Origin of the sequence: Pseudomonas sp. BW7P1, from assembly GCF_024981055.1 — a bacterium.
Lineage (GTDB): Bacteria > Pseudomonadota > Gammaproteobacteria > Pseudomonadales > Pseudomonadaceae > Aquipseudomonas > Aquipseudomonas bananamidigenes.
In genome coordinates, this window is record NZ_CP103374.1 from 1,313,807 (window position 1) to 1,326,480 (window position 12,674).

Consider the following 12,674-nt stretch of genomic DNA (forward strand, 5'->3'; position numbering starts at 1 on the left):
TTCCACAGGGAACCGCATTGTTGTCCGGAAAAGTGCCGGGCACAAAAAAGGGAGGCCTTGCGGGCCTCCCTGATTCATTGCGAATGGCCGTTACAGGCTGGCAATCCGCGCGTGTTGCTCGGCCAGCTTGCCCAGCGCCTGTTCGGCTTCGGCCAGCTTGGCGCGTTCCTTCTCGATGACCTCGGCAGGAGCCTTGTCAACGAAACCTGCGTTGGACAGCTTGCCGCCGACGCGCTGGACTTCGCCCTGCAGACGCAGGATTTCCTTGTCCAGACGCGCAAGCTCGGCGTTCTTGTCGATCAGGCCGGCCATCGGCACCAGCACTTCCATCTCGCCGACCAGTGCGGTGGCAGACAGCGGCGCTTCTTCGCCGGCCGCCAGTACGGTGATCGATTCCAGACGCGCCAGCTTCTTCAACAGCGCTTCGTTTTCGGTCAGGCGACGCTGATCTTCGGCGGTGACGTTTTTCAGGTAGATCGGCAGCGGTTTGCCCGGGCCGATGTTCATTTCGCCACGGATGTTGCGCGTGCCGAGCATCAGGCCCTTGAGCCATTCGATGTCGTCTTCGGCCGCCGGATCGATGCGCTCTTCATTGGCCACCGGCCACGCCTGCAACATGATGGTCTTGCCCTGAATGCCGGCCAGCGGCGCGATGCGCTGCCAGATTTCTTCAGTGATGAACGGCATGAACGGATGGGCCAGACGCAGCGCCACTTCAAGTACCCGAACCAGCGTACGGCGAGTGCCGCGCTGACGCTCGACCGGTGCGTTTTCGTCCCACAGCACAGGCTTGGACAATTCCAGGTACCAGTCGCAGTACTGGTTCCAGATGAATTCGTACAGCGCTTGCGCCGCCAGGTCGAAACGGAATTGATCCAGTTGACGGGTCACTTCGGCTTCGGTGCGTTGCAGTTGCGAGATGATCCAGCGATCCGCCAGCGAGAGCTCGTAGGCTTCGCCGTTCTGGCCGCAGTCTTCGCCCTTGTCCAGAACATAGCGTGCAGCGTTCCAGATCTTGTTGCAGAAGTTGCGATAGCCTTCGACGCGGCCCATGTCGAACTTGATGTCGCGACCGGTGGACGCCAGCGAGCAAAAGGTGAAGCGCAGGGCATCGGTGCCGTAGCTGGCGATACCGTCGGCGAACTCTTCGCGAGTCTGCTTCTCGATCTTCTTCGCCAGTTTCGGCTGCATCAGACCGGAAGTGCGTTTCTGCACCAGGGTTTCGAGTTCGATGCCGTCGATGATGTCCAGCGGGTCCAGGACGTTGCCCTTGGACTTGGACATCTTCTGGCCCTGGCCATCACGCACCAGACCGTGCACGTAAACAGTCTTGAACGGAACCTGCGGCGTGCCATCCTCGTTCTTGATCAGGTGCATGGTCAGCATGATCATCCGGGCGACCCAGAAGAAAATGATGTCGAAGCCCGTCACCAGCACGTCGGTGGAGTGGAATTTCTTCAGGAACTCGGTCTTTTCCGGCCAGCCCAGGGTGGAGAAGGTCCACAGGCCCGAACTGAACCAGGTGTCGAGCACGTCGTTGTCCTGTTGCAGCGCAACGTCGGCGCCCAGGTTGTGCTTGGCGCGCACTTCGGCTTCGTCGCGACCGACATAGACCTTGCCCGACTCGTCGTACCAGGCCGGAATCCGGTGGCCCCACCACAGCTGGCGGCTGATGCACCAGTCCTGGATGTCGCGCATCCACGAGAAGTACATGTTTTCGTACTGCTTCGGCACGAACTGGATGCGACCGTCTTCAACGGCGGCAATCGCAGGCTCGGCCAGCGGTTTGGTGGACACGTACCACTGGTCGGTCAGCCACGGCTCGATGACAGTGCCGGAGCGGTCACCTTTCGGTACTTTCAGGGCGTGATCGTCGACGCTGACCAGCAGGCCGGCAGCGTCAAACGCGGCCACGATCTGCTTGCGCGCTTCGAAACGCTCGAGACCGGCGTACTCGGCCGGAATCTTGCCGTCGATGCTGTCGTTCAGCGTGCCGTCAAGGTTGAACACCTGGGCAGCAGGCAGCACGTTGGCGTTCTTGTCGAAGATGTTCAGCAGCGGCAGGTTGTGGCGTTTGCCGACTTCGTAGTCGTTGAAATCGTGGGCCGGGGTGATTTTCACGCAGCCGGTGCCGAATTCAGGGTCGCAGTAATCGTCGGCGATGATCGGGATGCGGCGGCCTACCAGCGGTAGCTCGACAAACTTGCCGATCAGGGCTTTGTAGCGCTCGTCGTTCGGGTTCACCGCGACGGCGGAGTCGCCGAGCATGGTTTCCGGACGAGTGGTCGCGACGATCAGGAAATCCTTGCCTTCGGCGGTTTTTGCGCCGTCGGCCAGCGGGTACTTCAAATTCCAGAGGAAACCTTTCTCGTCGTGGTTTTCCACTTCGAGGTCGGAAATCGCCGTGTGCAGCTTGGTGTCCCAGTTGACCAGACGCTTGCCGCGATAGATCAGGCCGTCTTCGTGCAGGCGCACGAACGCTTCTTTAACGGCTTCCGAAAGGCCGTCGTCCATGGTGAAGCGCTCGCGGCTCCAGTCCACGGACGAACCGAGGCGGCGGATCTGACGGCTGATGTTGCCGCCGGACTGATCCTTCCATTCCCAGACTTTCTCGAGGAATTTTTCCCGGCCCAGATCGTGGCGGTTCTGGCCCTGGGCTTCGAGTTGACGTTCCACCAGCATCTGTGTGGCGATGCCGGCGTGGTCGGTGCCCGGCTGCCACAGCGTGTTGCGACCTTGCATGCGGCGGAAACGGATCAGGGCGTCCATGATCGCGTTGTTGAAACCGTGACCCATGTGCAGGCTGCCGGTGACGTTCGGCGGCGGGATCATGATGGTGTAGGAGTCGCCCGCGCCTTGCGGGGCGAAGTAGTTCTCGGACTCCCAAGTGTTGTACCAGGAAGTTTCAATGGCGTGCGGCTGGTAGGTCTTATCCATGCGCGGCGGGACCCTATTGGCATTTATTCAGGAAAAGCCGGGAAGTATAGCGGGGCATGGGGCGCAGGGCGAGCGGGGCGGGCCGGGTGGGGAGCTAAATGTGGGAGCTGGCTTGCCAGCGATGCCGGCGCCGCGGTTTTTCAGGAAGGCCGCAGTGATGCTATCGCTGGCAAGCCAGCTCCCACAGGAGATCGGGGAATTATTCGTACTGGGCGAGAAGCCGTTCCATCCGCGCATCCAGCCGACGTTTGATTTCGGTTTCGATGTGCGGGGCGAAGTCGTCGATCACATCTTGCATGATCAATTGCGCGGCGGCGCGCAGTTCGCTGTCCAGATGCAATAGCGCGTCGGGGCCTTTGTCCACAGGTGCGGCAGGCGCAGTGGCGGGCTTCACGACGGGGGCGGGCGGTGGCTCGACGGCGGGTGGGGTGTTGTCGATCGAGTCGAACAACATGGGTATCTGTTCCTGTTCGCCATCATCGACCGTTTCGGTCAAAAGCGGCGGTTGCAGGTTGTCATCGCCCAGAAGCTGACGGATGGATTCGAGGTCATCCAGCAGGTGGGCGGGTTTCTGCAGCGGTTTTGGAGTGTCCATCGGCGTACTCAGAGTCGCTGTAAACGGTGGTCTTGCAGAGGATAGCCCTGTTCCCGGTAGAAACGGAAACTCTCCCGCGCCGCTGAACGGATCGCCGGATCTTCCACCACCACCTCCGCTACGCGGGCGAACTTGTTGGCGAAGGCGGGGACCTTCAGGTCGAGATTGACGAGCAAGTCCTGGTGCTGGCCGCAGTCTTCGCCCAGTCCAAGCACGATCACCCCTTCCGGTTCGCGCTCGGCCGGCCCGTGGGGCACGAAGGTTTCGCCCTTGAACGCCCACAAACGTGCATCGAGGTCATCGCGCTGGGCGGCATCGCTGCAATGCAGGTAGATGCGGTGGCCCATGCGCCAGGCTTTCTCGGTGAGCTTGCAGGCGAAGTCCAGGCGTGCCGAGGGGGCAGCGCTGGGCAGAATATAGAAGTCGACTTTGGTCATTGCGGTTCCTGAGCTGCAAGCGATACCCCTGGAAAGAGGCGTCGCTTGCAGTCATCGGTTTCAGGCCTTGGCGCGATCCAGCAGGTACTGGGTCAGCAGGGGAACCGGACGACCGGTGGCGCCCTTGTCCTTGCCGCCGCTGGTCCACGCGGTGCCCGCGATGTCCAGGTGCGCCCAGTTCAGGTTCTTGGTGAAGCGCGACAGGAAGCACGCGGCCGTGATGGTGCCGGCCTTCGGCCCGCCAATGTTGGCGATGTCGGCGAACGGGCTGTCCAGTTGCTCCTGGTATTCATCGAACAGCGGCAGTTGCCAGGCGCGGTCGTCGGCGGCCTTGCCGGCGCTCAGCAGTTGCTCGATCAGCTCGTCATTGTTGCCCAGCAGGCCCGAGGTGTGAGCACCCAGAGCAACCACGCAGGCGCCGGTCAGGGTGGCGATGTCGATCACGGCCTGTGGCTTGAAACGCTCGGAGTAGGTCAGGGCATCGCACAGCACCAGACGGCCTTCGGCGTCGGTGTTGAGGATCTCGACGGTCTGGCCGCTCATGGTGGTCACGATGTCGCCCGGACGCGAAGCCGTACCGCTCGGCATGTTCTCGGCGCAGGCCAGGATGCATACCAGGTTGATCGGCAGCTTCAGTTCCAGCACGGCGCGCAGGGTACCGAACACACTGGCGGCGCCGCCCATGTCGTACTTCATCTCGTCCATGCCGGCGCCTGGCTTCAGGCTGATGCCGCCGGTGTCGAAGGTAATGCCCTTGCCGACCAGCGCGTACGGCTTCTCGGATTTCTTGCCACCGTTGTATTGCATGACGATCAGGCGTGGTGGCTGGGCGCTGCCTTGGCCGACGGCGTAGAACGAACCCATGCCCAGGGATTTGATCTTCTTCTCGTCGAGGACTTCGACTTTCAGATCCTTGAACTCTTTACCGAGGTTCCTGGCCTGTTCGCCGAGGAAGGTCGGGTGGCAGATGTTTGGCGGCAGGTTGCCCAGGTTGCGGGTGAAGGCCATGCCGTTGGCGATCGCGGTGGCGTGGTTCACGGCGCGTTGCACTTCGGCCTGAGCAGCCTTGATGGTCAGCAGAGTGATTTTCTTCAGGGCGCGGGGTTCGGCTTTCTGGCTCTTGAACTGGTCGAAGGTGTATCCGCCATCGATCAGGGTCTCGGCCAGCAGGCGGGTCTTGCCGTAGCTGTCGCGGCCCTTGACGATGACTTCATCCAGCGCCAGCACGGCATCGCTGCCACCCAGGCCCTTGAGGGTGTTGAGGAGGCCGGCCACGATCTTGCGGAACGGGCGGTCGCCCAGTTCTTCATCCTTGCCCACGCCGACCAGCAGCACACGCTCGGCTTTCAGGTTCGGCAGGCTGTGCAGCAACAGGCTCTGGCCGACCTTGCCGGCCAGATCGCCACGCTTGAGGACAGCGCTGACGGCGCCGCCGCTCAGTTCGTCGACCTGTCTGGCCGCGACGCCGAGTTTGCGGCCTTCGCCGACGGCAACCACCAGGGTGGCGGTTTTCAACGTTTCTGGGCTAACGCTTTTTACAACCAGTTCCATGTCCGGATCCCTGAATGAATGGTCAACACGCAGGCGTTCGACGATGTTCGCAGTCGCCTGCTTATAGAAAGAAAAGGCGCAGGCCAGCGCCTGCGACAAGGGCCGCAGTTTGAACCTCGCTCCCCGCGCCTGACAACCCTCGGTTGTACGATCTTCAACGGATTGCACCCATGCGTGAGTGTGCGCAGTGACAGGCGCCCTCAATCACAGGATAATGCCGCATCTTTTTTCGATGGCTCTGCCTTGCGGGGCCATCGGAACGTTTGCTTGTTTGGCCGCCTTAGCCTGACAACCCTGGAGTGTCTGGTTTGATCGTCTTCCGTTATCTGTCCCGCGAAGTCCTGTTGACCCTGAGTGCGGTAAGCGCCGTGCTGCTGGTCATCATCATGAGCGGTCGTTTCATCAAATACCTTGCCCAGGCCGCAGCGGGCCAGCTCGATCCGGGATCGCTGTTCCTGATCATGGGCTATCGCCTGCCGGGCTTCATGCAGTTGATCCTGCCGCTGGGCCTGTTCCTCGGGATCCTTCTGGCGTACGGCCGGTTGTACCTGGAAAGCGAAATGACCGTGCTGTCGGCCACCGGCATGAGCCAGCAGCGCCTGTTCCGCATGACGCTGTTCCCGGCCACGCTGGTGGCACTGGTAGTGGCCTGGCTGAGCCTGAGCCTGGCCCCGCAAGGCGCCAACCAGTTTCAGCTGCTGCTCAACAAGCAGGACGCCCTGACCGAGTTCGACACCCTCGAGCCGGGCCGTTTCCAGGCCTTGCGCGACGGCACCCGGGTGACCTACACCGAAACCCTGAGCGACGACCGGGTCAATCTGGGCAGCGTGTTCATCTCGCAGAAAAACCTCGGTGCCAACCAGGCCGATCGCGGGATTTCCGTGCTGGTGGCCGAGAAGGGCCGGCAGGAAATCCGTCCCGACGGCAACCGTTACCTGATCCTGCACAATGGCTACCGTTATGACGGCAGCCCGGGACTGGCCAATTACCGTGCCATCCACTACGAAACCTATGGTGTGTTGCTGCCCAAGCCGGATGTCAGCGAGGAAGTCACCGACCGTGACGCCATGCCGACCACGACGCTGCTGGCCAGCGACGACATCCGTGCAAAAACCGAACTGCAATGGCGCCTGTCGCTGCCGCTGCTGGTGTTCATCGTGACCCTGATGGCGGTGCCGTTGTCGCGGGTCAATCCGCGTCAGGGACGCTTCCTCAAGCTGCTGCCGGCGATTCTTCTTTATATGGCTTATCTGACCATCCTGATTGCCGCCCGCGGCGCCCTCGAAAAAGGCAAGATCCCGGCGAGTCTGGGTCTGTGGTGGGTGCATGCGATCTTCCTGGCCATCGGTATCGGCCTGCTGTACTGGGAACCGCTGCGCCTGAAAATGGCCAGCCGTCGCAGCGCTGCGCTGGAGGTGGCCCGTGGTTAAACTCGACCGCTACATCGGCAGCAGCGTGTTCATCGCGATCATCGCGGTGCTGGCGATCATTCTTGGCCTGGCCACCCTGTTTGCCTTCATCGACGAAATGGGTGATGTCAGCGAAACCTATACGCTGGTCGACGTGCTGAGCTTCGTGGTGCTGACTGCGCCGCGCCGGCTCTACGACATGTTGCCGATGGCAGCGCTGATCGGCTGCCTGATCGGTCTGGGCAGTCTGGCCAGCAGCAGTGAGCTGACCGTCATGCGTGCTGCCGGTGTATCCATCGGGCGCATCGTCTGGGCCGTGATGAAGCCGATGCTGGTGCTGATGCTGGCCGGCGTGCTGATCGGCGAATACGTTGCCCCGGCCACCGAGAGCATGGCGCAGGCCAATCGTTCGCTGGCTCAGGGCAGCGGCGACGCGCAGAGCGCCAAGCACGGCATGTGGCACCGTCAGGGCGATGAGTTCATCCATATCAACGCCGTTCAGCCCGATGGCCTGCTGTATGGCGTGACCCGCTATCACTTCGACAAGGAACGTCATCTGCTGAGCTCGAGCTTCGCCAAGCGCGCCGAGTTCGATGGCAAGCGCTGGCAGCTCACCGATATCACCACCACACTGTTCCACGAGCGCAGCACCGAAGTCGTCAACAAACCGACCGAGGACTGGGATGTTTCCATCAGTCCGGAATTGTTGAATACCGTGGTCATGGCGCCGGAAGCGCTGTCGATCAGCGGCCTGTGGGGTTATATCCATTACCTGGCGGATCAGGGGCTGAGCAATGGTCGTTACTGGCTGGCCTTTTGGGTCAAGGTATTGCAGCCGCTGGTCACCGCTGCGCTGGTGCTGATGGCGATCTCGTTCATTTTTGGTCCGCTGCGTTCGGTGACCCTCGGTCAGCGGGTGTTTACCGGTGTACTGGTGGGGTTCACCTTCCGTATCGTGCAGGATCTGCTCGGTCCATCCAGTCTGGTGTTCGGTTTCTCGCCGCTGTTCGCGGTGCTGGTGCCGGCCGGGGTCTGCGCACTGGCGGGTGTCTGGTTGCTGCGTCGCGCCGGTTGATGAACAAGGTTTCACCCAGGCTCCAGTCCTGAAAACGCCCCGGTCAGCCGATCGGGGCGTTTTTGCATGCAAACCGGGTGACAGGCGAACGTGACGCTTGCGCCGTGTATCAGGTACAATTCCCGGCTATTTTTCGGCGGGCCAAGCCTGCAGCCTTTTTGAGTGTTGATCCGTGAGTGATTTGAGTCATATCCGCAATTTCTCCATCATCGCCCACATTGACCATGGCAAGTCGACGCTGGCTGACCGATTCATCCAGATGTGCGGCGGCCTGGCCGATCGCGAGATGGAAGCCCAGGTCCTCGACTCCATGGAGCTGGAGCGTGAACGCGGGATCACCATCAAGGCCCACAGCGTTACCCTCCATTACAAGGCCAAAGACGGCGTCACCTATCAGCTGAACTTCATTGACACCCCGGGCCACGTCGACTTCACCTACGAAGTCAGCCGTTCCCTGGCCGCGTGCGAAGGTGCCTTGCTGGTGGTCGACGCAGGGCAGGGTGTCGAAGCCCAGTCCGTGGCCAACTGCTACACCGCCATCGAGCAGGGCCTCGAGGTCATGCCGGTCCTGAACAAGATCGACCTCCCGCAGGCCGAGCCTGACCGCGTCAAGGACGAGATCGAGAAGATCATCGGCATCGACGCCAGCGACGCCGTCACCTGCAGCGCCAAGACCGGCCTGGGTGTCGACGAAGTGCTCGAGCGCCTGGTCACGACCATTCCCGCGCCGACCGGCAATATCGAAGATCCGCTGCAGGCGTTGATCATCGATTCCTGGTTCGACAACTACCTGGGCGTCGTTTCCCTGGTGCGTGTGCGTCATGGCCGCGTGAAAAAGGGCGACAAGATCCTGGTGAAGTCCACCGGCAAGGTGCATCTGGTCGACAGCGTCGGCGTATTCACCCCGAAACACACTGCCACTGCGGATCTCAAGGCCGGCGAAGTAGGCTTCATCATCGCCAGCATCAAGGACATTCACGGTGCGCCGGTCGGTGACACCCTGACCCTCAGTTCCACCCCGGACGTTGAAGTGCTGCCCGGCTTCAAGCGCATCCAGCCGCAGGTTTACGCCGGGCTGTTCCCGGTCAGCTCCGATGACTTCGAGGATTTCCGCGAAGCGTTGCAGAAACTGACCCTGAACGACTCGTCGCTGCAGTACACCCCGGAAAGCTCCGACGCGTTGGGCTTCGGCTTCCGTTGCGGCTTCCTCGGCATGCTGCACATGGAAATCATCCAGGAGCGCCTGGAGCGCGAATACGACCTGGACCTGATCACCACGGCGCCGACGGTAATCTTCGAGCTGGTGCTGAAAACCGGTGAAACGATTTATGTCGACAACCCGTCGAAGCTGCCGGACGTGTCGTCGATCGAAGACATGCGCGAACCGATCGTGCGGGCCAATATCCTGGTTCCACAGGAACACCTGGGTAACGTCATCACCCTGTGCATCGAAAAACGTGGCGTGCAGGTCGACATGCTGTTCCTCGGTAACCAGGTCCAGGTGACTTACGATCTGCCGATGAACGAAGTGGTCCTGGACTTCTTCGACCGTCTGAAATCCACCAGCCGCGGCTATGCTTCGCTGGATTACCATTTCGATCGTTACCAATCGGCTAATCTGGTGAAACTGGACGTGCTGATCAACGGCGACAGGGTCGATGCTCTGGCGTTGATCGTGCACCGTGACAATTCGCACTTCAAAGGTCGCCAGTTGACCGAGAAGATGAAAGAACTGATTCCTCGTCAGATGTTCGACGTGGCGATCCAGGCTGCCATTGGCGGTCAGATCGTTGCCCGGACAACCGTCAAGGCGCTCAGAAAGAACGTATTGGCCAAATGCTACGGCGGTGACGTCAGTCGCAAGAAGAAACTGCTCGAGAAGCAAAAGGCCGGTAAGAAACGCATGAAACAGGTCGGCAACGTGGAGATTCCACAAGAAGCCTTCCTTGCCGTGCTCAGGTTGGAATAGTCAGGTCCTATGTCGCTAAATTTCCCGCTGTTGCTGGTTATCGCCGTGTTCGTCTGCGGCCTGTTGGCGTTGCTCGATCTGTTGATCCTGGCACCGCGTCGGCGCGCTGCCATCGCGTCCTATCAGGGCAGCGTCAGCCAGCCTGATGTGCTGGTGGTCGAGAAACTGAACAAGGAACCGCTGCTGGTCGAATACGGCAAGTCGTTCTTTCCGGTGCTGTTCATCGTGCTGGTGCTGCGTTCGTTTCTGGTGGAACCGTTCCAGATTCCGTCCGGTTCGATGAAACCGACCCTGGACGTCGGCGACTTCATTCTGGTGAACAAGTTTTCCTACGGGATCCGCCTGCCGGTGATCGACAAGAAAGTCATCGAAGTCGGTGATCCGCAACGCGGCGATGTGATGGTGTTCCGCTACCCGAGCGACCCGAACGTCAACTACATCAAGCGTGTGGTAGGTCTGCCGGGCGACACGGTGCGTTACACCGCCGACAAGCGTCTGTTCGTCAACGGTGAATCGATTGCCGAGCAACTGGTCGGTTCCGAGCCGGGCACCCTGGGCAGCGCGGAACTCTACAAGGAAAAACTCGGCGCCGCCGAGCACCTGATCCGCAAGGAAATGAGCCGTTACCGCGCCACGCCGGACCATACCTGGACCGTGCCGGCCGGGCATTATTTCATGATGGGCGACAACCGCGACAACTCCAACGACAGTCGCTACTGGGATGACCCCAACATTCCAAAGGACCTGCTGGGCATGGTTCCCGACCAGAACATCGTCGGCAAGGCCTTCGCGGTCTGGATGAGCTGGCCGGAACCGAAACTCAGCCACCTGCCGAATTTCTCGCGGGTCGGCCTGATCAAGTAAACAATCACGGCGCTGTTGACCACAGCGCCGAATGCATTTCTGGCGTCGGCACAACCGGCACCGGGGCATGAAGCCACGATATTCAGGACATCATTTTTGAACACAGCGTTAATTGTCCCAGGCCTGCGCCCTATCCCGGCGATGGCGGTGGAATCCAGCCACGAACTCAGCGTGGTCAAACCGTGAGCGTTTCTCTCAGCCGTCTCGAGCGTCAGCTCGGTTACACCTTCAAGGACCAGGAACTGATGGTTCTGGCCCTCACGCACCGCAGCTTTGCCGGACGCAACAACGAGCGTCTGGAATTCCTCGGCGATGCGATCCTCAATTTCGTCGCTGGCGAGGCACTCTTCGAGCGTTTTCCGCTCGCCCGTGAAGGCCAGCTCTCGCGCTTGCGCGCACGTCTGGTGAAAGGCGAGACCCTGGCCGTACTGGCCCGCGGGTTCGATCTGGGCGAATACCTGCGCCTGGGCTCCGGTGAACTGAAAAGCGGCGGTTTCCGTCGTGAGTCGATTCTGGCCGATGCCCTGGAAGCGTTGATTGGCGCCATCTACCTCGATGCCGGCATGGAAGTCGCCCGCGAGCGCGTCCTGGCCTGGCTGGCCGGGGAGTTCGAAGGCCTGACGCTGGTCGATACCAACAAGGATCCGAAAACCCGTCTGCAGGAATTCCTGCAGTCGCGTGGTTGTGAACTGCCACGCTATGAAGTGGTGGATATCCAGGGTGAGCCCCACTGTCGTACCTTCTTCGTCGAGTGCGAAGTTGTCCTGTTGAATGTAAAAAGCCGGGGTCAGGGTGTGAGCCGTCGCATTGCCGAACAGGTAGCGGCCGCCGCAGCACTGATTGCCCTGGGCGTGGAGAATGGCAATGACTGATACAAACGCAACGCGCTGTGGCTATGTTGCCATCGTCGGCCGCCCGAACGTGGGCAAGTCCACGCTGCTGAACCACATTCTCGGCCAGAAGCTGGCGATCACTTCGCGCAAGCCGCAGACCACTCGCCACAACATGCTCGGAATCAAGACCGAAGGCGACGTGCAAGCGATCTACGTCGATACGCCCGGCATGCACAAGGGCGGCGAAAAGGCCCTGAACCGTTACATGAACAAAACTGCTTCGGCGGCGTTGAAAGACGTCGACGTGGTGATCTTCGTGGTCGACCGCACCAAATGGACCGAAGAGGACCAGATGGTCCTGGAGCGTGTGCAATACGTGACCGGCCCGCTGATCGTCGCGCTGAACAAGACCGATCGCATCGAGGACAAGGCCGAGCTGATGCCGCACCTGTCCTGGTTGCAGGAACAACTGCCGAATGCGCAGATCATTCCGATTTCGGCGCAGCAGGGTCACAACCTCGATGCATTGGAAAAGGTCATCGCCGAGCACCTGCCGGAGAACGATCACTTTTTCCCGGAAGACCAGATCACCGACCGCAGCAGCCGTTTCCTCGCCGCCGAGCTGGTGCGCGAGAAGATCATGCGCCAGCTCGGTGCCGAGTTGCCTTACCAGATCACCGTGGAAATCGAAGAGTTCAAGCAGCAGGGCGCGACACTTCACATCCATGCGCTGATCCTCGTCGAGCGTGACGGTCAGAAGAAAATCATCATTGGTGACAAGGGCGAGCGCATCAAGCGCATCGGTACCGAGGCACGCAAGGACATGGAGTTGCTGTTCGACTCCAAAATCATGCTGAACCTGTGGGTCAAGGTGAAGGGTGGCTGGTCCGACGACGAGCGTGCGTTGCGTTCGCTGGGTTACGGCGACCTGTAATAGTGGTTTTACTGAGTGAGCGGGCGTCTGTGGCGAGGGGGGCTTGTCGAATCGTCGCACCGTCCCGCTC

General features: G+C 60.8%; 10 protein-coding genes. 6 read left to right on the forward strand and 4 right to left on the reverse strand.

Features of this window, described 5'->3' with window-relative positions; genetic code table 11:
• Positions 1–90: 90 nt before the first annotated feature.
• From NWV16_RS05795 to NWV16_RS05810, 4 genes are all read right to left on the reverse strand, one after another.
• Positions 91–2,937 carry a valine--tRNA ligase gene (locus tag NWV16_RS05795; RefSeq protein ID WP_260522311.1) on the reverse strand — a complete coding sequence of 949 codons (2,847 nt, stop codon included), beginning with the start codon at positions 2,935–2,937 and terminating at the stop codon, positions 91–93.
• A 199-nt stretch (positions 2,938–3,136) separates the two neighbouring features.
• Positions 3,137–3,532, reverse strand: a complete 396-nt coding sequence (locus NWV16_RS05800) for a DNA polymerase III subunit chi (protein WP_065261878.1) — start codon at positions 3,530–3,532, stop codon at positions 3,137–3,139.
• A gap of 8 nt (positions 3,533–3,540) precedes the next feature.
• Positions 3,541–3,969 (reverse strand): DNA polymerase III subunit chi, encoded by a 429-nt coding sequence (locus NWV16_RS05805; RefSeq protein ID WP_260522312.1) that lies wholly within the window; start codon positions 3,967–3,969, stop codon positions 3,541–3,543.
• A gap of 60 nt (positions 3,970–4,029) precedes the next feature.
• Complete coding sequence (locus tag NWV16_RS05810; protein WP_260522313.1) at positions 4,030–5,520, reverse strand: leucyl aminopeptidase; 1,491 nt, start codon at positions 5,518–5,520, stop codon at positions 4,030–4,032.
• 308 nt (positions 5,521–5,828) lie between these two features.
• On the opposite strand from NWV16_RS05810, the gene lptF reads away from it, so the two are divergent.
• From lptF to era, 6 genes are all read left to right on the forward strand, one after another.
• Positions 5,829–6,950 carry an LPS export ABC transporter permease LptF gene (gene lptF / locus NWV16_RS05815; protein ID WP_260522314.1) on the forward strand — a complete coding sequence of 374 codons (1,122 nt, stop codon included), beginning with the start codon at positions 5,829–5,831 and terminating at the stop codon, positions 6,948–6,950.
• Complete coding sequence (gene lptG / locus NWV16_RS05820) at positions 6,943–8,004, forward strand: LPS export ABC transporter permease LptG (protein ID WP_065261875.1); 1,062 nt, start codon at positions 6,943–6,945, stop codon at positions 8,002–8,004. Before lptF ends, lptG begins: the two co-directional genes overlap by 8 nt.
• A gap of 172 nt (positions 8,005–8,176) precedes the next feature.
• Complete coding sequence (gene lepA, locus NWV16_RS05825) at positions 8,177–9,973, forward strand: translation elongation factor 4 (protein ID WP_065261874.1); 1,797 nt, start codon at positions 8,177–8,179, stop codon at positions 9,971–9,973.
• 9 nt (positions 9,974–9,982) lie between these two features.
• Positions 9,983–10,837, forward strand: a complete 855-nt coding sequence (gene lepB, locus NWV16_RS05830) for a signal peptidase I (RefSeq protein WP_065261873.1) — start codon at positions 9,983–9,985, stop codon at positions 10,835–10,837.
• 182 nt (positions 10,838–11,019) lie between these two features.
• Complete coding sequence (rnc, locus tag NWV16_RS05835; RefSeq protein ID WP_065261872.1) at positions 11,020–11,709, forward strand: ribonuclease III; 690 nt, start codon at positions 11,020–11,022, stop codon at positions 11,707–11,709.
• Positions 11,702–12,604, forward strand: coding sequence for a GTPase Era (gene era, locus NWV16_RS05840; protein ID WP_065261871.1), 903 nt, complete (start codon positions 11,702–11,704; stop codon positions 12,602–12,604). Before rnc ends, era begins: the two co-directional genes overlap by 8 nt.
• Positions 12,605–12,674: the final 70 nt, after the last annotated feature.